The sequence below is a fragment of the Nocardioides sp. CPCC 205120 genome (assembly GCF_048654585.1).
GTDB lineage: Bacteria > Actinomycetota > Actinomycetes > Propionibacteriales > Nocardioidaceae > Nocardioides.
The window spans coordinates 510,456-529,429 of the sequence record NZ_JBMCYY010000001.1; the positions used below are offsets into that span (position 1 = coordinate 510,456).

At 74.4% G+C, this 18,974-nt stretch carries 16 protein-coding genes; 8 read left to right on the top strand and 8 right to left on the bottom strand.

What is annotated here, in order from left to right:
* Position 1: 1 nt before the first annotated feature.
* Positions 2–1,990 (bottom strand): serine hydrolase domain-containing protein, encoded by a 1,989-nt coding sequence (locus tag ACOACO_RS02475; RefSeq protein WP_420294679.1) that lies wholly within the window; start codon positions 1,988–1,990, stop codon positions 2–4.
* Between the two features lie 159 nt (positions 1,991–2,149).
* Between ACOACO_RS02475 and ACOACO_RS02480 the strand changes: the two genes are divergently transcribed.
* The 3 genes from ACOACO_RS02480 (at position 2,150) to ACOACO_RS02490 (ending at position 5,378) form a co-directional block, all read left to right on the top strand.
* Entirely contained in the window at positions 2,150–4,111 is a 1,962-nt protein-coding gene (locus ACOACO_RS02480) for a VWA domain-containing protein (RefSeq protein ID WP_420294680.1), read from the top strand.
* A gap of 30 nt (positions 4,112–4,141) precedes the next feature.
* Entirely contained in the window at positions 4,142–4,711 is a 570-nt protein-coding gene (locus tag ACOACO_RS02485) for a hypothetical protein (RefSeq protein ID WP_420294681.1), read from the top strand.
* 277 nt (positions 4,712–4,988) lie between these two features.
* Positions 4,989–5,378 carry a TIGR03618 family F420-dependent PPOX class oxidoreductase gene (locus tag ACOACO_RS02490; RefSeq protein ID WP_420294682.1) on the top strand — a complete coding sequence of 130 codons (390 nt, stop codon included), beginning with the start codon at positions 4,989–4,991 and terminating at the stop codon, positions 5,376–5,378.
* Positions 5,379–5,408: 30 nt separating this feature from the next.
* Here ACOACO_RS02490 and dnaB read toward each other — a convergent pair whose 3' ends face one another.
* On the bottom strand, positions 5,409–6,824 hold the full coding sequence (gene dnaB / locus ACOACO_RS02495; RefSeq protein WP_420294683.1) for a replicative DNA helicase: 1,416 nt from the start codon (positions 6,822–6,824) through the stop codon (positions 5,409–5,411).
* 440 nt (positions 6,825–7,264) lie between these two features.
* Here dnaB and ACOACO_RS02500 point away from each other — a divergent pair, with 440 nt between their 5' ends.
* Positions 7,265–8,617: an MATE family efflux transporter gene (locus ACOACO_RS02500; RefSeq protein WP_420296280.1), complete on the top strand. Its 1,353-nt coding sequence runs from the start codon at positions 7,265–7,267 to the stop codon at positions 8,615–8,617.
* Positions 8,618–8,789: 172 nt separating this feature from the next.
* Here the strand turns inward: ACOACO_RS02500 and rplI are convergent, their stop codons facing one another.
* From rplI to rpsF, 4 genes are all read right to left on the bottom strand, one after another.
* The gene (gene rplI, locus ACOACO_RS02505) at positions 8,790–9,236 is read right to left on the bottom strand and encodes a 50S ribosomal protein L9 (protein ID WP_420294684.1); all 447 of its coding nucleotides are present in this window, start codon (positions 9,234–9,236) and stop codon (positions 8,790–8,792) included.
* Positions 9,237–9,256: 20 nt separating this feature from the next.
* Positions 9,257–9,493 carry a 30S ribosomal protein S18 gene (rpsR, locus tag ACOACO_RS02510; RefSeq protein WP_277500077.1) on the bottom strand — a complete coding sequence of 79 codons (237 nt, stop codon included), beginning with the start codon at positions 9,491–9,493 and terminating at the stop codon, positions 9,257–9,259.
* A 105-nt stretch (positions 9,494–9,598) separates the two neighbouring features.
* On the bottom strand, positions 9,599–10,195 hold the full coding sequence (locus ACOACO_RS02515) for a single-stranded DNA-binding protein (protein ID WP_420294685.1): 597 nt from the start codon (positions 10,193–10,195) through the stop codon (positions 9,599–9,601).
* A 136-nt stretch (positions 10,196–10,331) separates the two neighbouring features.
* Positions 10,332–10,628 (bottom strand): 30S ribosomal protein S6, encoded by a 297-nt coding sequence (rpsF, locus tag ACOACO_RS02520; RefSeq protein WP_277500074.1) that lies wholly within the window; start codon positions 10,626–10,628, stop codon positions 10,332–10,334.
* 259 nt (positions 10,629–10,887) lie between these two features.
* Here rpsF and ACOACO_RS02525 point away from each other — a divergent pair, with 259 nt between their 5' ends.
* From ACOACO_RS02525 to ACOACO_RS02540, 4 genes are all read left to right on the top strand, one after another.
* Complete coding sequence (locus ACOACO_RS02525; RefSeq protein ID WP_420294686.1) at positions 10,888–11,790, top strand: DUF6892 domain-containing protein; 903 nt, start codon at positions 10,888–10,890, stop codon at positions 11,788–11,790.
* 44 nt (positions 11,791–11,834) lie between these two features.
* Positions 11,835–12,650 carry a deoxyribonuclease IV gene (locus tag ACOACO_RS02530; protein WP_420294687.1) on the top strand — a complete coding sequence of 272 codons (816 nt, stop codon included), beginning with the start codon at positions 11,835–11,837 and terminating at the stop codon, positions 12,648–12,650.
* A 240-nt stretch (positions 12,651–12,890) separates the two neighbouring features.
* A complete protein-coding gene (locus tag ACOACO_RS02535) occupies positions 12,891–14,018 on the top strand; it encodes a lipid II:glycine glycyltransferase FemX (protein WP_420296281.1) in 1,128 nt (375 codons plus the stop codon).
* Positions 14,019–14,027: 9 nt separating this feature from the next.
* Positions 14,028–15,095, top strand: coding sequence for an alanine racemase (locus ACOACO_RS02540; RefSeq protein ID WP_420294688.1), 1,068 nt, complete (start codon positions 14,028–14,030; stop codon positions 15,093–15,095).
* Here the strand turns inward: ACOACO_RS02540 and ACOACO_RS02545 are convergent.
* Positions 15,085–16,509, bottom strand: a complete 1,425-nt coding sequence (locus ACOACO_RS02545) for a glycosyltransferase 87 family protein (RefSeq protein ID WP_420294689.1) — start codon at positions 16,507–16,509, stop codon at positions 15,085–15,087. The genes ACOACO_RS02540 and ACOACO_RS02545 overlap by 11 nt on opposite strands.
* Before the next feature lie 27 nt (positions 16,510–16,536).
* Positions 16,537–18,891, bottom strand: coding sequence for a transglycosylase domain-containing protein (locus ACOACO_RS02550; RefSeq protein ID WP_420294690.1), 2,355 nt, complete (start codon positions 18,889–18,891; stop codon positions 16,537–16,539).
* Between the last annotated feature and the right edge of the window lie 83 nt (positions 18,892–18,974).

Sequence of the window (18,974 nt, forward strand, 5' to 3'; positions counted from 1 at the left end):
CTCAGTAGCTGATGTCGGGCGACAGGAGGTGCAGCGTGACCGCCGCCCACCCGATCCCGGCGAGCGCGAGGGTCACGCCCACCCCGGCAGCCACCCGGAGGGCGCCCTCCCGCCGGCGCAGGGCCTGCACGACGCGCACCGCGGCCGGCACGACGGCGAGCAGCCCGACGGCCTGGAGCACCTGCAGCAGGCGGATGACCAGCGCGGACGGGGTCTGGAAGGTCATGACACCGGCGACGAGCAGCACCCACCCGACGAGGGCGACCACGGTCGCGACCACGCCGACGCGCACCAGCACCCGCAGCACCTGCGTCGTGCGGTCGGCCCGGTCGGCGCGGTCGGGCTGCGCCGCCGGGTCGCGGCGTCGGCGCACCCACCGCAGGGGGGCGAGCACGAGGCCGCCCAGGAGGGTCGCGACGAGGACGGCGGTCGAGGCGCCGACGACGGGCACCACCACGGCGGCCGAGCGGTGGGCGGGCACGGGCAGGAGGGTGAACGCGGAGTCGTAGCCGATGGCCTCGACCTCGCCGTCGACCGCGCGGGCCGCGATGGTGCTGCTGCCGCCCACCTCGCGCCACGTCCAGTCACCGATCGGCTCGTAGCGGACCGGCTCCGCGGCGTTGGGCCCGGGCGTGATGAGCACGCGCCCGTCGTCCTCGGCCTCGATCGTGGTCTGGCCGGTCGCGAACGCTGCGGCGAGGAAGTTGCTGCGGATCGTCCGCGAGGTCTCGTAGGTGCCGGCCAGGGCCGCCGCCTGGTCGCCCGCGACCGCGGGGTCGGCCGAGCCGGCCGGCTCCTCGCCGGGGTGGTAGCGGTCGGCGAACCCCTCGAGCAGCCCGTTGCGCAGGTCCACGGTCGACATCGGGTCGGTCCCCGACCCGTTCATCACCACGAAGATCCCCGAGCCGTCGTCGGGCCACAGGGCCAGGTCGGCGTGGAACACGTTCGTGTCGCCGCCGTGCTCGACGACGCGGTGCCCGCCGCGGCTGCGGTCGAACCAGCCCAGCGTCATCCGCGGTCCGGCCGCCAGGCCGCCGAGCGCCTCCTCGTCGAGGCCGGGCGCGTGCATCTGCTCCCGTGTCGCGGGCGCGAGCAGCTCCGGCCCGTCGCCGAGCTGGGCGAGCATGAACCGGGCCATGTCGCCGGCCGAGCTCGTCAGCGCGCCGGCGGGCGGGGTGCCGACGGTCTCGAACTCCGTGGGCGGCGAGGTGGCGTCGGCGTACCCCGCGGCGAGCCGGTCGGCCAGCGGCTCCGGCAGCGGCTGCGCGAAGGACGAGGAGTCCATGCCGGCCGGCGCGAGCACCTCGTCGGCGACGTACTCCTCGAACGGCCGCCCGTCGACCTCCTCCACGACGAGGCCCGCCAGGGCGTTGCCGTAGTTCGAGTACGCCGGCACGGTGCCGGGCTCGTAGACCTGCTCGGGCGGGTCGGTGGTGAGGGCCGCGCGCAGGTCGACGGTCTCGCCGGGCCCGCCGATCAGGCCCGCGACCTTCTCCTCGAACCCGCCGGTGTGGGTGAGCAGGTGGCGCAGCGTGACCGGGCGCTCGAGGTCGACGTCGACGTACTCCGCCACGTCGGTGTCGAGGTCGACGGCGCCGCCCTCGACGAGCTGCATCACGGCGGTCGCGGTGAAGACCTTCGAGACGGAGCCGACGCGGAAGAGGGTGTCGTCGGCGTCGACCGGCTCGCGGGCGTCGCGGTCGGCCCAGCCGAAGCCGCGGGTGGTGACGACCTCGCCGTCGTGCACCACCGCGACGCTGGCGCCGGGGATGCCCTCGCGGTCGAGGGCCGCCGGCACGTAGCCGTCGAGCCACGCGTCGACGTCCGCGGCGGTCAGGGGGTGGGGTACGGCGGCGCCCGCCGCCGTCTCGGGGGCGGCGGCTGCGCCGGGGGCGGCGGGGGCGGTCGTGCCCCCGCAGGCGGTCAGGGCCAGCAGCGTGCCGGCGGCGAACGTCGCGGCGATGCCGCGGGGGATCCGGGAGATGTCCATGCCCCGAGCCTCGGCCGCGGGCGGGGGCCGCCACATCGTGCGCGGGTGCGCACCCGTCCTCCTCCGGAGGTCGCAGATGCGCCTGGCCGCAGGTCGCGTCCGGGGCTCGGAACGGGGGCGGCGGTTGACGTGGCCCGGAGCGGGGCAGGAGCATCCGCCATGCGCAGAGCCCTCCCCTCCGCCTCCCTCGCCCTCCTGCTGCTGGCCGCACCCGCCGTCGCTGCCGCCCCGCCCGCGGCACCGCTCGCCGCCGCTGCCGGGGGTACGCCGCGCGCCGCCGCCGCGGACCCCGACGCCCCCGGGAGCCTGGCGCTCGTGCTCGACGCGTCGGGGTCGATGGCGGAACCGGCGGGCGGTGGCGGCGGGACGCGGATCGAGGCGGCGCGCTCGGCGCTGACGACGGTGGTGGACGGGCTGCCCGACGACCAGCCGGTGTCGTTCCGGGTGTTCGGGGCCAGCGACGTGCCGGAGACGGACCCGGCGGCGTGCACCGACTCGGAGCGGATCGTCGACCGGGGCACCGACAACCGCGACGCGCTGCGGGCGGCGGTCGCGGCGTACGAGCCCGTCGGGTGGACCCCGACGGGGTACGCGCTGCAGCAGGCCGCGGACGACCTCGGCCCGGAGGGGCCGCGGACGATCCTGCTGGTCTCGGACGGCGAGTCGACCTGCGACCCGGACCCGTGCGTGGTGGCCGCCGAGCTCGCGGCCGACGGCATCGACCTGCGCATCGACGTCGTCGGGCTCGACGTCAGCGGCAGCGCGCGCGACCAGCTGGCGTGCGTGGCGGAGGCCGGCGGCGGCACCTACGTGGACGCCGACGACGCCGAGAGCATCACCGAGGGCCTGCGCGAGTCGGCGGTGCGGGCCAGCCGGCCGTTCGACCTGACGGGCGAAGCCGTCGAGGGCAGCCTCGACGTGGCGGGCGCGCCGACGGTGACGACGGGGCAGTACCTCGATCGCTTCCGCGGCGCCGGGGAGCAGTTCTACCTGCTGGAGCGCACCGCGCCGGGCACGACGTTCCACGTCGGGATGACGCTCGTCGGCGAGGGCGGGTCGCTGGGCTCGGGCGGCGGCCTGGCCCTCGCACCGCTGCGGGAGGACGGCACGGCCGGCCTGCAGTGCGACACCGGGTCGGCGTTCGACTCGAGCATCGGCGAGCAGCGCCCCGTCTTCTACGCCTCGGCCGCCTCGGGCCGCGACCCCGACGCGGAGTGCGCGACGGCCGACCGGCTGGTGCTCACGGTGCGGGAGGCGCGGGCCAACGACGGGCAGGGTGCGCCGTTCGAGGTGGCCGTCTACGAGGAGCCGCCGCTGGCCGACCCGGCGGTCGCCACCGGTCAGCCGCTCCCCGCCCCGGAGTGGTCGACGCTGGATCCCGGGGTGGCCGACGCCTCCGTCGTGCCGGGCACCAGCCTGTCGAGCGCGCCCGTGGTCGGCGACGGCACCTACGCGCTGGACATCAACGCGGGCGAGACCCAGGTGCTGGCCGTGCCCGTGGACTGGGGCCAGCACGTGCAGGCCCAGCTCGACGCGACCCTGACCGAGCCCGTGATGGAGGCCGCCGCCATCGGCAGCGAGCTGCGGGTCGCGTTCATCGGGCCGTTGCGCGACGACGCGTCGGTCCGCCTCACCAGTTCCGACGCCCCGGCGGACTGGACGACGGCGCCCCTCGCCAACCTGGACGACCCGGCGTACCGCACCGGTGCCCTCAGCCGCACCGTCGCCTACCCGCAGCGCTACTCGTTCGGTTCCGAGAAGGGGTCGGCGGTCGCGGGGCTGCGGTACGTCGCGGTGAGCCTCGCCGTGCGCGGCGACGAGGCCAATCAGCCGTACACGCTGACGATCCGCACCCGCGGCACGGCGGGCGAGGGCGCGCCGGAGTACGACGAGGTCGACGGCCTCGAGCCGCCGACCGCCGACTCCGCGCTCGTGTCGTCGGCCGTAGGGGAGTCGCAGCCGGAGGACGGGGAGGCCTCGGGCGGCCCGGCGTCGTCCGGCTCGTCGGACGGGTCGTCCTCCGGCGGCGGCCTGTCGGCCGTGGCCGTCGGCGCGGGCGTGGCGGTGCTCGCCGTGCTGGTCGTCGGCGGCCTGCTGCTCCTGCGGCGGCGCGCCGGTTGACCGGTTCCCCGGCCGGGTAGGCACGGCGTCATGTGGTTCCAGCTCGTGACGTGGATGGGCCTCGTGCTCGCGTCGATCGTCAACGACCGACGGGTCAGCGGGGCGGCGGGGCGCCGGCGGCTGCTGGCGATGGACGTGTTCGAGGCGGACGGGCTGCGGGCGTCGTACCGGAGCCGGGTGCAGCCCGCCTTCCTCGCCGCCGGCGTGGTCGGTTACGTGGTCGCCGCGGTCGTGCTCGCGGTCGAGGGCGAGGACGCGCAGGCCGGGGCAGGGGCCGTAGGAGCGCTGGTCGCCGCCGCGGCCCTGTGGTCGCGGCTCCGGACCGCCCCCCGCGTGCTCGCCGTGCTGGCCGAGCGCGACCTGTCCGCCGCGGCGCGGGAGACGAGCGCGCGGCGTCGCCGCCGGGTCGGGCAGTACGGCGCCGTCGCCGTCCTCGCGAGCCTGCTCGGCACCAGCCTGCTCGTGCCGGGGCTCCAGTCGGACCTGCCGGTCCTCACTGTGGCCGGTACGGCGCTCCTCGCCGTCGGCGTGCTCGCCCTCTGCGCGATGGGCTGGGCGGCCGTGTGGCGGTACGGCGACGAGCAGCCCGCGACCGACTGACCAGCCGCCCCCCCGCGCCGCGCCGCCGGGGCTCGGTCGGCGTCTCGCGGCGTGCTCCGTGCCGCCGGAGTGCGTGGATTCAGTCCCGCGCCGCGTCGGGGGCTGATTCTGCGCACTCCCGCAGCCCGGGAGCCGGACGACCGCCGATCCGCCACGAGGCCCGGCTGCTCCCGGCCGCGGCGTGGTCGTCGGCGGCCCGAGCCGCCGGTGGTGCGGCCCGTAGGGTCGGTGACGTCATGGACGCCCCCGTCCAGCGGCCACCACGCGAGGAGAACCCATGACCGCCCTGCCGTCCGACCTCGTCGAGATGATGCGGGGCCGCGCCCTGTGCTTCGTGACCACCCTGATGCCCGACGGCTCCCCCGTCACCACGGAGACCTGGGTGGACACCGACGGCGAGAACGTCGTCATCAACACGGTCACCACGCACCAGAAGGTCCGCAACATCGCCCGCGACCCCCGCGTCGCGGTCGCGATCGCCGATCCCGACCAGCCGGCCCGCTACTGGGGCGTCCGCGGTCGCGTGACCGCCACGACCACCGAGGGCGCCGACGAGCACATCGACCAGCTGTCCCAGCGCTACCTCGGGCGGCCCTACCCCGGCTTCGGCGCCGGCTCGTCCCGCCTCATCGTGACCATCGCCGCCGACAAGGTGCACACGCCGTAGCGCTGAGCGCGTCCCCGTCGCTCCCGGCGCTCACTGCGCCATGTCGACGAAGCGCGAGTAGTGGCCCTGGAACGCCACGACGATGTCGCGGGTGGGCCCGTTGCGGTGCTTGGCGATGATGAGGTCGGCCTCGCCGGGGCGGGTCGACTCCTTCTCGTAGACGTCGTCGCGGTGCAGCAGCACGACCATGTCGGCGTCCTGCTCGATCGAGCCCGACTCACGCAGGTCGCTGACCATGGGGCGCTTGTCGGAGCGCTGCTCGGAGCCACGGTTCAGCTGCGACAGCGCGATGACCGGCACCTCGAGCTCCTTGGCCAGCAGCTTGATCTGCCGGGAGAACTCGGAGACCTCGAGCTGGCGGCTCTCGACCTTCTTGCCCGAGCTCATCAGCTGCAGGTAGTCGATGACGACGAGCCGCAGGTCGTGCTTCTGCTTGAGCCGGCGCGCCTTGGCGCGGATCTCCATCATCGTCAGGTTCGGGCTGTCGTCGATGAAGATCGGCGCGCTCGAGACCTCGCCCATCTTCTTCGCCAGCTTCGCCCAGTCGTCGTCGGTCATCTGGCCGTTGCGGATGTGGTTGAGCGGCACCCGCGCCTCGGCCGAGAGCAGGCGCATCGTGATCTCGGCGCGGTTCATCTCCAGGCTGAAGAAGACGCTGGTCAGGTTGTTGTGGATCGACGCGGCGCGGCAGAAGTCCAGCGCCAGCGTCGACTTACCCATGGCGGGTCGCGCGGCGATGATGATCATCTGGCCGGCGTGCAGCCCGTTGGTCAGCTCGTCGAAGTCCACGAAGCCGGTGGGCACGCCGTACACCCCGCCGTCGCGGTTGCCGATCGCCTCGATCTCGTCGAGGACGCCCTCCATGATGTCGGCCAGCGGCGCGTAGTCCTCGCTCGCCCGCTTCTCCGTGATCTTGAAGATCTCCGCCTGCGCGGTGTCGACGATGTCGTCGACCTGGCCCTCGCCCGAGTAGCCCAGCTGCACCACCTTGGTGCCGGCCTCGACGAGGCGCCGCAGGATCGCCTTCTCGCGGACGATCTCCGCGTAGTACCCCGCGTTCGCCGCGATCGGCACGTTGGCCGAGAGCGTGTGCAGGTACGGCGCGCCGCCCACCCGCTGCAGCTCGCCCTTGCGGTGCAGCTCGGCGGCGACGGTGACGGGGTCCGCGGGCTCGCCGCGGCCGTAGAGGTCGATGATCGCGTCGAACACGATCTCGTGGGCCGGCCGGTAGAAGTCGGTGCCCTTGATCGACTCGACGACGTCGGCGATCGCGTCCTTGCTCAGCAGCATCGACCCGAGCACCGACTGCTCCGCCGCGTTGTCCTGCGGCGGGGTGCGGTCGCCGGGTCGCGAGGGGGCCTCACCGGGGCTGTACGACGACGGTCCGTCGCCCCACTCCTGCGGCGGCGGGGCGCCGTAGTCCTGGTCCCGCTGCGTGACGCTCACGGCCTCCCCTTCCTGGTGCGCTCCCCGTCGTCCGTCCGACCCCGAGAGAGGCTAGGACCGGCCATGGACAGTCTTGGCTCGCGACCGGGAGAGGCCCGACCGTACGCGTCCGGAGGGGGCTCGCGACAGGACCTTTTCCACAGCCCCTGGGGATAACTGGGGAAAGTCCGTGGAGGACGCGGCGTGGCGCTCCTCCCCGCCTGGGGAGAACCCGGTGGACAACCGTCCGGTCACTCCGATACAGGCCGCTGACCTGCTGAAACGCAGTTTCACGCTTGTGGAGCAAAACTCGTGCCCTGTGGAATCAGGATCGGCTCGCCGCAGCGGCCGACGACGCCCCGACCCGGCCTCTCCTGCACGGATATGCACAGGTTGTCCCCAATACAAGCATCGGGGCCGCGGTGTCCACCGAACCGTCGAATCTTGTCCCGAGCACTAGAGTGCGGACGGTGCTCGGCCCCCGCGATCGCGAGATCCTCCGCCTCGCCGTCCCCGCGTTCCTGGCCCTCGTCACCGAGCCGCTCTTCCTGCTCTCCGACGCCGCGATCGTCGGCCACGTGGGCACCGCGGAGCTCGCCGGCGTCGGCATCGCCTCGGTCGTCCTGCAGACCTTCGTCGGCGTCTGCGTCTTCCTCGCCTACGGCACCACCGCGGCGGTCGCCCGCCACCTCGGGGCCGGCGACCTGCGCCGCGCCCTGGCCCAGGGCATCGACGGCATCTGGCTCGCCGTCGCCATCGGCGTCGTCGTCACCGTCGTCGGCATCCCGCTGGCGGGCCCGCTCGTCGGGCTCTTCGGCGCCGGGGCCGAGGTCACCGACCACGCGACGACGTACCTGCGGATCTCCCTGCTCGGCGCCGCACCCCTGCTCGTCATGCTCGCCGCGACCGGCGTGCTCCGCGGGCTGCAGGACGTGCGCACCCCCCTCGTCGTCGCCGTCCTCGGCAACGGGCTCAACGTCGCCCTCAACCTGCTCCTCGTGTACGGCGCCGGGCCCGTCCCCGCCCTCGGCGTCGCCGGCTCCGCCATCGGCTCCGTCCTCGCCCAGCTCGCGAGCGCAGCGGTCCTCACCGCGGTCGTCGCCCGGGGCGCCCGGCGCCACGGCGCCCCCCTGGGCCCCGACCTGCCGGGGATCCGCGCGGCCGGGCGCTCCGGCGTACCCCTCGTCGTGCGCACCCTCACCCTGCGCGCCGCGCTGCTCGTGACGACGTACGCCGCGACGCTGGCCGCCGCCCAGGGCTCCGGCAGCGCCGTCACGCTCGCGACCCACCAGCTCGCCTTCACCCTCTGGACGTTCCTCGCGTTCGTGCTCGACGCGATCGCCATCGCCGCCCAGGCGCTCACGGGGCGCTCGCTGGGTGCCGGCGACCTCGAGGACACCCGCGCCACCACCCGCCGGATGGTGCAGTGGGGCATCGGCAGCGGCGTCGTCACCGGCGTGCTGCTCGCGGCATCCAGCCCGTGGCTGGGCGCGCTCTTCACCCCCGACACCGGGGTGCAGGACCTGCTCGTGCCCGTCCTGCTCGTCATCGCCGTCGGCCAGCCGCTGGCCGGGGTCGTGTTCGTGCTCGACGGCGTCCTCATCGGCGCCGGCGACGGGCGCTACCTCGCGTGGGGCGGCGTCGTCGTGCTCGCGGTCTACGCCCCGGTCGTCCTCGTGCTCGCGCACGTGGCGGCGCACCTCGTGGTGACGTGGGCGGCGCTGGGGTTCGTGTTCATGGGCGCCCGCGGCGTCGTGCTGGTACGGCGCGCCCGCACCGACGCGTGGATGGTCACCGGAGCACCGGCGCGCTGATCCCGCCCCGCCCGTAGTCCCTGACGTTTTCGACACGACACGCCGGTCCAGGCGTCGGAAACGTCAGGGACTACCGGCGCCCGGGCGCCCCAAGGCCAGCCCCCGCAGACGCGGAACGGGCCGCCCTCCCGCAGGAGGACGGCCCGTCCGGAGCCGGTGACGAGGGGACTCGTCAGGCGGACTGCACGTTCAGCGACACGGCGGCGGAGACGTCGTCGTGGAGCTTGACCGACACGGCGTGGGCGCCGAGCGACTTGATCGGGTTGGTGACCACGATCGTGCGCTTGTCGACGGGCTCGCCCGTCGTGCCCTTGATGGCGTCGGCGATCTCGGCGACCGTGACGGCGCCGAAGAGGCGGCCGCCCTGGCCGGAGCGGACCTTGACGTCCACCGTGGTGCCCTCGAGCTTGCCCTTGATCTCCTCGGCGTGCGCCTGGTCGCGCACGGCACGGGAGGCGCGGGCCGCCTTGATGGACTCGACGGTCTTCTCCGCACCGCGCGTCCACGCGATGGCGACACCGCGGGGCACGAGGTAGTTGCGGCCGTAGCCCGGCTTCACGTCGACGACGTCACCGGCAGCGCCGAGACCGTCGACTTCCTGGGTCAGGATGAGCTTCATGTTGTTTCCGACTCTCCTTCTCAGCGACCGGCCGACGAGTACGGCAGCAGGGCGACCTCGCGGGCGTTCTTGATCGCCATGGCGATCTTGCGCTGCTCCTGGACGCTGACACCCGTGACGCGGCGCGCCCGGATCTTGCCGCGGTCGGAGATGAACTTCCGCAGCAGGTTGACGTCCTTGTAGTCGATGTACGTGACGCCCGCAGCCTTGAGGGGGTTCTGCTTCTTCTTGGGCTTGCGGATGACTGGCTTCGCCATTGTGGTGCTCCTCTAGTCAGAGCCCGGCCGAGGCCGGAATGGGATGGTGGAACAGGTTTGTCAGACGGTCCCGAGGACCGCCGTTGGGTGGGCCGAGGCTCAGGCTCAGAACGGGGGCTCGTCGCCACCGACGCCGGGGGCACCCCACGGGTCGGCCGACTGGCCGCCGCGCGAGCCGCCACCCTGCGAGGGCGCGGGCGAGGCCCACGGGTCGTCGGAGGCCGGACCGGACGAGCGCTGCGGCCCGCCCTGGTCGAAGCCGCCGCCGCCACCGCCGGTAGCACCGCCACCGCTGTTGCCGCCCCCACCGAAGCCGCCACCACCGCCACCGCCGGAGCGGGTGGCGCGGGCGACCTTGGCGGTCGCGAACTTCAGCGACGGCCCGACCTCCTCGACCTCGATCTCGAAGACGGTGCGCTTCTCGCCCTCACGGGTCTCGTAGCTCCGCGCCTTCAGGCGACCCTGGACGACGACACGCATGCCGCGCTGCAGCGACTCGGCGACGTTCTCCGCCGCCTGGCGCCACACCGAGCACGAGAGGAACAGCGCCTCGCCGTCCTCCCAGTCGTTGGTCTGGCGGTTGAACGTGCGCGGCGTCGACGCGATCCGGAAGTTCGCCACGGCCGCACCCGAAGGGGTGAAGCGCAGCTCCGGGTCGTCGACCATGTTGCCGACCACGGTGATGACGGTCTCGCCTGCCATGTCAGGTCTCCTCGTGAAGTCTCAGCCCGTCGGGCCGCCCTGCGGTGTCGCGGGGCCTAGCGCCGGGGTCCTGCCTCATCGTCGCCTGTGGCGGCGTTGCGGCGCGACCCCCGGTTCCACGGTTGTGGAAGGACGCTCAGCCGCGGATGTCGGGGCGGATGACCTTGGTCCGGAGGATCGACTCGTTCAGACCGAGCTGACGGTCGAGCTCCTTCACCGTCGCCGGCTCAGCCTGGAGGCTGATGACGACGTAGATGCCCTCGGCGTTCTTCTTGATCTCGTAGGCCAGGCGACGCCGGCCCCACACGTCGACGTTCTCGACGGTGCCGCCGTCCTTGCGGACGACGTTCTCGAGGTACTTGTCGAGCGACGGGGCGACCGTCCGCTCCTCGAGGCTGGGGTCGAGGATGACCATCACTTCGTATGCACGCACAGCGGTCTCCACCTCCTCTGGACTAGGCGACCACGGTCTCTCCGTGGCAGGAGGGCTCTGCGTCCACCCCCTCGCCGGCTCGCACGGGTACGACGCCGGCAGCGGTGGGTGGGTGTCCTCGCCGTACCCCGTCGGTCGGGGCGGACGAAAGACCCCTGAAGATAGCAGCGCCGTGCCCCGGCGCCGAAATCCCTCCACGGGGGCCTGGATCCACGGGCGGTGGGATTGGGCCCGGCCCGCCGGGGGCAGGACCCGGCCCGTGACCGACGAGACCACCGTGCCCGCCCGCCACGTCGACATCCGCCTCGACGGCGTCGAGATCGACGGCCGGCTGTTCGCCTACCCCGTCCTCCTCGCCGACCTGGCGGAGATCCTGCCCGGCGAGCCCTTCGCCATCCCGCCGTCGAAGCGCAACCGCGGCTCCTGGATCTGGGATGACGCAGGCGTCAGGGCCGGGACGAAGGACGAGGTGCACGCCGAGAAGCTGGCGTTCTCCGTCGACACGGTCGAGCGGGAGGTGCGCATCGAGGGGGTGCCGTTCGGCGAGGAGTTCGGGCCCCGGGGCTCGACGTTCCCGAACCGCGACTTCGGCACCGGCTACGTGATGGTGCACCGCTCCGAGCCCGGACCCGACCAGCACGTGCGCGAGGTGATCGTCGAGCAGAAGGTGCCGCGCAGGCGTGCCGCCGGGAAGAAGCAGGCTGCTCCCGCGGCCCCTGCGACCCCCGCCGCCCCCACGCCGCCCGCCGTCGTGGGCTTCGCCGACCTCAACCTCAAGCTCGCGGTCGTGCAGGTCCTCATGTACGAGAAGGGGCTGCTGACCCCCCGGTTCGTCGTCGACGACTTCGTCGACACCTGCGAGCGGGAGATCGACCTCGTCACGGAGGGGTACGGGCCCATCCCGGAGGTGCTCGCCCACTTCGCCGCGCTCGAGATCCCCGAGGAGCTGCTCGCCCAGGTGGACGAGATCTCCATGGACGGGGGCAACGAGATCTACCTGCAGGTCGCGCCGCAGTGGGACGGCGAGGACGGGGCGTTCGACGTGGCCCGGTGGGACGACCTCGACCGGCTCCCCGGTCTCCGGTCGGTCACCGTCATGGGCGGGGACGAGAAGACGCTGCGCCTCATCCGCGCCCGCGGGATCGACGCCGAGCTGCTCTGAGGGACCCGCCCGGTCGGTCGGTGCCCGTCCCTACGATGGCGGGCATGAGCCCGCACCCGACCGACCTCGTCATCGGCGCCCACGTGGACCAGGCGGACCCGATCGCCGAGGCGCAGGCCCGGCAGGCGCCGGTCGTGCAGATGTTCCTCGGCGACCCGCAGAGCTACAAGGGCCCCGTCGTGGCGTACGCCGGGGGCGCCTCCGCGCTCAAGGCGGCCGCGGAGGAGGCGGGGGTCGGCATCTACGTGCACGCGCCGTACGTCGTGAACGTGGCGACGACGAACAACCGCATCCGCATCCCCAGCCGCAAGCTGCTGCAGCAGCACGTCGACGCGGCGGCCGAGATCGGCGCGCTGGGCCTCGTCGTCCACGGGGGCCACGTCGGCAAGGACGACGACCCCGCGAAGGGCTTCGACAACTGGCGCAAGGCGGTCGAGGCCACCGACCTCAAGGTGCCGCTGCTCATCGAGAACACGGCCGGCGGCGACAACGCCATGACGCGCTACCTCGACCGCATCCGCGGGGTGTGGGACGCGATCGGCGCCGCCGAGGGCGCCGACCGCGTCGGCTTCTGCCTCGACACCTGCCACGCCCACGCGGGCGGCAACGCGCTCGAGACGGTCGTGGCCGACGTCCTGGCCATCACCGGGCGCATCGACCTGGTGCACGCCAACGACTCCCGCGACGACTTCGACTCCGGCGCCGACCGCCACGCCAACTTCGGCGCGGGCCGCATCGACCCCGGCCTGCTCGCCGCCGTCGTGCGCGACGCCGGCGCCCCGGTCGTGTGCGAGACCCCCGGCGGCGCGGACGCCCACGTCGCCGACTTCGCCTGGCTGCGCGAGCGCATCCCGGCCTGAGCCCCCGCACGCCCCCGCACGCCGCCACCCGCCCCCTCCCGTCCCCGTCCGGGTTTGCCCACGCCGCGAGGCGGGCACCACTCGTCCGGCCGGGGACCCGAGCGTCACGGGGGACCGCTCGGGCCCCCGGCCCACCCGGCGCACCGCCCGTCGACCGGTAGCCTCGCCCCCGTGACGACGACTCCCTCCTCCCGCCCGGACCCCCGCCCGGAGCACCTGCCGGAGTCGCCCCGGGGACCGCTGGCCGTGCGCACCATCGCGGCCGACGAGCACCGGGCGTTCCTCGCCACCCGCCGCTCCGCGAGCTTCCTGCAGACCCCCGCGTGGGGTGCGGTGAAGGCCGAGTGGCGCCACGAGTCGGTCGGGTGGTTCGACGGCGACGCCCTCGTCGGCGCGGCGCTGGTGCTCTACCGGCAGGTGCCCAAGCTGAAGCGGTACCTGGCCTACCTGCCCGAGGGCCCCGTCATCACGTACGACGACGGCGACCTCGCCGGCTGGCTCACCCCCCTGACGCGCCACCTGCGCGGTCAGGGCGCGTTCGGCATCCGCATCGGCCCGCCCGTCGTCGTGAACCGCTGGGACACCGCGACCGTCAAGGGCGGCATCGCCGACGAGTCCGTGACCCGCCTCGGCGCCCTGCCGCCCACGCAGCGCGAGCCCGGCGGCGCGACGGTGGTCTCGCAGCTGCTCGAGCTGGGCTGGCAGCGGCTCTCCGCCGAGGGCGGCTTCTCCGCGGGCCAGCCCGCGTTCAACTTCCAGGTGCCGCTGCGCACCGCCGACGGCGAGGCCCGCACCGAGGCCGACGTGCTGGCCGGCATGAACCAGCTGTGGCGCCGCAACATCAAGAAGGCCGACAAGGCCGGCGTCGAGGTCACGACCGCGACCGACGACGCGGCGCTCGAGGCGTTCCACGCGCTCTACCTCCACACCGCCGAGCGCGACCACTTCACGCCCCGGCCGCTCGCCTACTTCCGCACCATGCGCGACGCGCTCAACGCCGAGGCCCCCGACCGCTTCACGTTCTTCCTCGCCCACCACGAGGGCGACCTGGTCGCCGCGACCATCGCCATCCGGGTGGGCGCGCACTACTGGTACTCCTACGGCGCCTCCTCCACCGAGAAGCGCGAGGTCCGCGGCTCCAACGCCGTGCAGTGGGCCATGGTGCGGGCCGCGCTCGCGGCGGGCTGCGACGTCTACGACCTGCGCGGCATCACCGAGACCCTCGACACCGACGACGCCCACGTCGGGCTCATCCAGTTCAAGGTGGGCACCGGGGGCGAGGCGGTGGAGTACGCCGGCGAGTGGGACCTCCCGGTCAACCGCCTGCTCTACCGAGCGTTCGACCTCTACATGCGGCGCCGGGGCTGAGGAGGAACCATGAGTCTGGTCCTGACCGTCGACGGCGAGCGCTGGCGCTCGCACCTGCGCGACTACGCGGAGCGCCACCCGGGCCTCGTGCCCGTCGCCAAGGGCAACGGCTACGGCTTCGGCCTCGGCCGGCTGGCCCGCAAGGCCGCCTGGCTGGGCGTCGACACGCTGGCCGTGGGCACGTACGACGAGCTCGGCGAGGTCGCGAACCGCTTCGACGGCTCGCTGCTCGTGCTCACCCCGTGGCGCCCCTTCGGCGCCGCCCTCGACCTGGCGCCGGGCAGCCCGCTGACGCGCCGCGTCGTCCACACGGTCAGCCGCGTGGAGGACCTCGAGGCGCTGCTCGCGCGCGACCCCGACGCCCGCTTCGTGCTGGAGCGCGCCACCTCGATGCTGCGCCACGGCCTCTCCGCCCGCGACCTCCGCGCGGCCGGGGCCCTGCTCGCCGCCCGCGGCGGGATGCGCGAGCAGCTGCGCGGCGTCGCCCTGCACCTGCCGCTCGCGCAGGGCTCGCACCTGGGCGAGGTGCGCCGCCTCATGACCGACGTCGTCGCCGCCGACCTGGCGACCACGACCGTCTGGGTCAGCCACCTCTCGGAGGCCGAGCAGGGCGAGCTCGCCACGTCGTACCCGGACTACACCTTCCGCCCGCGCACCGGCACCGGCCTGTGGCTCGGCGACCGCAGCGCGCTGCGCGTGACCTCCACCGTGCTCGACGTCCACCCCGTCGAGCGGGGCGAGGTGTTCGGCTACCGCGGCCGCTCCGCACCGAAGCCGGGCACGATCCTCGTCGTCTCGGGCGGCACCGCGCACGGGATCGGCCTCGAGGCGCCCAGCGGCGACCTGTCGCTGCGCTCGCGCGCGGCGACGCTGGCCCGCGGCGGCCTCGACGCGGTCGGCTTCGTCCGCTCCCCGTTCTCGATCGACGGCAAGCAGCGCCTCTTCGCCGAGCCGCCGCACATGCAGGCCTCGATGCTGTTCGTGCCCGCCGGCGCCCACGTGCCCGCGGTGGGCGACCCCGTCGACGTCCGCGTGCGCTACACGACCACGTCGTTCGACGACGTCGTCATCTCCTGACGGTCGCTGCCCCGGTCGCTGCCCCGGTCCTCGACCGCGGCCGGGCGGGGGCCAGCACGTCGTACGACGGCATGACCACGTCGCGCACCACGAGCCCGGCGAGCGCGAGCAGCGCGCCGACGCGCACCAGGCCGAGCACGAGCAGCGGCCCCGCGGCCGGCTCCGAGCCCGAGTCGAGGTAGCCGGCCACCGTCCACCACAGCACCAGCGCGTGGACGAGCTCGACGGCCTGCCACGCCAGCAGGGGCCCGAGCCGCGGCCGGGCCAGCACGGCGAGCGGCAGCACCGCCAGGGCCGAGGCCGGGCCGGCACCGAGGAGCGCGACGGCGACGGCCACGAGCACCAGCGCCACCTGCTCGGGACGCGCGGGGCGCGGCGCGCGGCGCTCGATGAGCAGCACGGCCGCGGTCCACAGCACGAGCACCACGAGGGCGACGGGCACGTACGCCGGCAGCTCGCGGCCGGCGGTCTGCTCGACGGCGTGGCGCAGCGAGCCGGGCGTCGCGGCGCCGACGAGGGTCTCCACCCAGCCCGTCCGCCAGGCGTCGGGGCCGGTCACGGCCGCGCTCAGGGTCACGGCCAGCCACACCAGCGCGGCCGCACCCCCGGCGCGCAGGGCGGCGGTGGCGGCGCCGCGCCGTACCCCCGCGGCCACGACGGCGAGCAGCACGAGCCCGGCCGACCAGGTCACCGTCAGCCCCAGCCCCAGCAGCGCACCGGCGACCAGCGGCCGGCCGCGCCCGGCGGCGACGAGGCCGCCCACGGCCAGGGCCACGCCGACGAGGTCCACGTCGGCGAGCCCGGCGACGAGCAGGAGTGGCGCCGCGGCGACGAGCACCCCGTCCCAGGGGCGCTCGGTCCGGTGGCGTGCGACCGCCACCACGAGCACCAGGGCCGCGAGCCCCACGAGCACCGCCCCCGGCAGCAGCACCCGGCCGGCCTCCCCGCGCACGTCCTCGTCGCGCGCCAGGTCGGCGGTCGGCACCAGCCCGCGCTGGTCCGTCACCGTCGTGTCGCCAGGAGCGACGAGCGCGCCGAGCACGCCGCGGAGGTACGTCGCGCCCACGAGCGCGTGGTCGGCGTCGGCCGCGTGGCGGGCCCCGTCGTCGACGTCCCCGACCCGCTCGTCGTACGGCGCCACCCCCTCCGCGGCGCCGCCCGCGACGTACGCGTCGGGCAGGTCGGAGAAGCAGGACGCCTCGGTCCAGGTCGCGCCGGAGCCTGACCACCCGGGGGCGGGGCAGTCCGCACGCGCGACCAGCCCGAGCACGACGGACAGGGCGGCGAGCGCCGCCGCGACCGCGAGGGGCACCCAGCGTGTCGCCCGCGCGTGGACGCCGACGGGCCCGCCGACGACCTCGCTGAGGGAGGCGAGGGCCGGGTCCTCCTGCGTGGGTACGGCGACGCTCCTCACCGCCGCGTCACCGCCCCGTGCGGTCCGTCACGGAGGGCCGGTGCCGCCGCCGTTGCCGCCACCGCGGCCCTGGCCGGCGCCGCCCTGACCGCCGCCCTGACCGCCACCCGTGGTGGGCGCCGGAGCAGTGGGTGACGGGTCGACCGGCGGCTCGACCGGCGGGTCCACCGGCGGCGAGGGCTCGACCGGCGTCTCCTCGACCGGCGGGGGTGCCGGGGGAGCCGTGGTGGCCGGCGGGGCGCTCGTCGACGGCGCGGAGGTCGCGTCGTCGTCGTCGTTGCCGCCGCCGCCACCGCCGCCACCGCCGCCACCGCCGGAGCCGGAGCCGCCGCCGTTGCCGCCGCCACCGCCCGAGCTGGACTCGCCGGAGTCGGAGTCGACGTCGCCGTCGAGGAACGCCGGCTCCGGGAAGTCGAGCTCCTCGGAGTCGCCGAGCGCGCGGTCCATGACCTCGGTCCAGGTGCGGGCCGGGAAGGCGCCGCCGAAGTACTCCGGCAGCCAGTCCTGCAGCTGCTCGCGACCGGTGCCGCGGGTGTAGGCCACCGCCGTCGCCAGCTGCGGGGTGTAGCCGACGAACCACGAGGAGGAGACCTCGCCGCGGTCGTTGGTCGCCGTGCCGGTCTTGGCGGCGGCCGGGCGGCCCAGCGCGCGGGCCGCGGTGCCCGAGCCGTCCTGCACGACCTGCTGCAGGGCGTAGGAGGTGTCGGCCGCGACGTCGGAGGAGATCGCGCGCTGCGGGTCGGACTCCCACTCGTACTTCACGGCGCCGAAGCGGTCCGTCACCTTCTGCACGACGTGCACGTCCTGCTGCACGCCGTCGTTGGCGATCGTCGCGTAGGCCGAGGCCATGTTGATCGGGCTGACGTCGCCCGAGCCCAGCGAGACGCCGAGGTTGGTGTCGAGGCCGCGCGAGGTGCGCGGGATGCCGTACTCGCTGCCCCCGTTGCCCGGGATGCCGAGGCGCCCGGCGGCGTCGAGGATGAGGCCGGGCCCGTCCTCCATCTGCTCGGTGAGGTCGACGAAGGCGGTGTTGATCGAGTTCTGGGTGGCCGTGCGCAGGCTGACGGCGCTGCCGTAGTCCTGGTCGCCCTGGTTCTCCACCTCGCTGCCGTCCGGGGTCTCGTACGGCGAGTTGCCGTCGAAGGTGTCGCGCAGGGAGAAGCCGTACTCCAGCGCCGCGGCGACCGCGAAGGCCTTGAACGTGGAGCCCGGCTGCACCAGCGAGGCCGCCCAGTTGATCTCGGACTGCAGGTAGTCCTGGCCGGCGTAGAACCCGCGCAGCGCGCCCGTGCTGGGCTCGACCATCGCGACGCCGACGTGGAGCTCCTCGTTGGAGAAGCCCTCGGGGAACTCCTCGGCCACGCCCTCGCGGGCCGCCTTCATCGCGCTGCCGGAGAACGTGGTCTCGACACGCAGGCCCCCGCCGTCGATCTCGTCCTCGGTGAACCCGAGCTCGACGAGCTCGTCGCGCACGAGGCGGAGCATGTGGCCCTTCTCGCCGCCGTACGAGTCCGACTGCTCGCCCTCCGGGAACGGCGGCAGCGCCTCGGCGGCCGCGTCGGCCTCGGCCCGGTCGACCTCGCCCTCCTCGGCCATGCCGTCGAGCACGTAGCGGTAGCGGCCGAGCAGGCGCTCCTCGGCCTCCGGGCCGTTGGCCGGGTCGAAGGCCGTCGGGTTGTTGATGACGGAGGCGAGCACCGCCGCCTGCTGCAGCGTCAGGTTGTTCGCGTTGGCCTCGGGCCCGAAGAACGCGCGGGCCGCCGCCTGCACGCCGTACGCGCCGCGGCCGAAGTAGATGGTGTTGAGGTAGCCCTCGAGCACCTCCTCCTTGCTCAGCTGCCGCTGGATCTTCAGCGAGAGGATCGCCTCCTTGGCCTTGCGGCTGAGGGTGCGCTCCTGGCTGAGGTAGAGGATCTTCACGTACTGCTGCGTGATCGTGGACGCGCCCTGCGTCGAGCCGCCGGAGGCGTTGGAGAACGCGGCGCGCAGGATGCCCTTGGGGTCGATGCCGCGGTTCGTCCAGAAGGAGCGGTCCTCCGCCGCGACGACCGCGTCGCGCATGTACTCCGACATGTCGTCGAAGGGCACCGACTCGCGGTTCTGCGTCGCGAACGACCCGATCTCGGCACCGCCGCCGGTGTAGTAGATCTTGGTCGTCTGGGTCTGGAAGTCCTCGTTCGGGTCGGGGATCTCCGTGGTCTGGTAGGCCACCACGAACGTGCCGACGCCGATGAGCGCGAGGGCCAGTCCGATCGTGGTCGCCCACAGCAGCGCGCGCTTCCACCAGGCGCGCTTGACCTTCGGTTCACCGGACCTCGAGGCGCGTCCGGCGCCGCGGTCCCGGGTGGCCGCGGTGCCGTCCGCGCGACGCTTTCCAGCCATCTGGGGGGCCTCCTGCAGGTGGGGGGGCCGGTGCGGGGGCACCGGGCAAACCTGACCCAGGGTACGCACCCGCCGCCACAGCA

What these genes read in the sequence shown, in the direction of transcription:
- ACOACO_RS02515 (WP_420294685.1), bottom strand. Translation starts at nt 10,195, where the DNA reads ATGGCAGGCGAGACCGTCATCACCGTGGTCGGCAACATGGTCGACGAC.
- ACOACO_RS02480 (WP_420294680.1), top strand. Translation starts at nt 2,150, where the DNA reads ATGCGCAGAGCCCTCCCCTCCGCCTCCCTCGCCCTCCTGCTGCTGGCC.
- rplI (WP_420294684.1), bottom strand. Translation starts at nt 9,236, where the DNA reads ATGAAGCTCATCCTGACCCAGGAAGTCGACGGTCTCGGCGCTGCCGGT.
- ACOACO_RS02540 (WP_420294688.1), top strand. Translation starts at nt 14,028, where the DNA reads ATGAGTCTGGTCCTGACCGTCGACGGCGAGCGCTGGCGCTCGCACCTG.
- ACOACO_RS02550 (WP_420294690.1), bottom strand. Translation starts at nt 18,891, where the DNA reads ATGGCTGGAAAGCGTCGCGCGGACGGCACCGCGGCCACCCGGGACCGC.
- ACOACO_RS02530 (WP_420294687.1), top strand. Translation starts at nt 11,835, where the DNA reads ATGAGCCCGCACCCGACCGACCTCGTCATCGGCGCCCACGTGGACCAG.
- ACOACO_RS02490 (WP_420294682.1), top strand. Translation starts at nt 4,989, where the DNA reads ATGACCGCCCTGCCGTCCGACCTCGTCGAGATGATGCGGGGCCGCGCC.
- rpsR (WP_277500077.1), bottom strand. Translation starts at nt 9,493, where the DNA reads ATGGCGAAGCCAGTCATCCGCAAGCCCAAGAAGAAGCAGAACCCCCTC.
- ACOACO_RS02485 (WP_420294681.1), top strand. Translation starts at nt 4,142, where the DNA reads ATGTGGTTCCAGCTCGTGACGTGGATGGGCCTCGTGCTCGCGTCGATC.
- ACOACO_RS02475 (WP_420294679.1), bottom strand. Translation starts at nt 1,990, where the DNA reads ATGGACATCTCCCGGATCCCCCGCGGCATCGCCGCGACGTTCGCCGCC.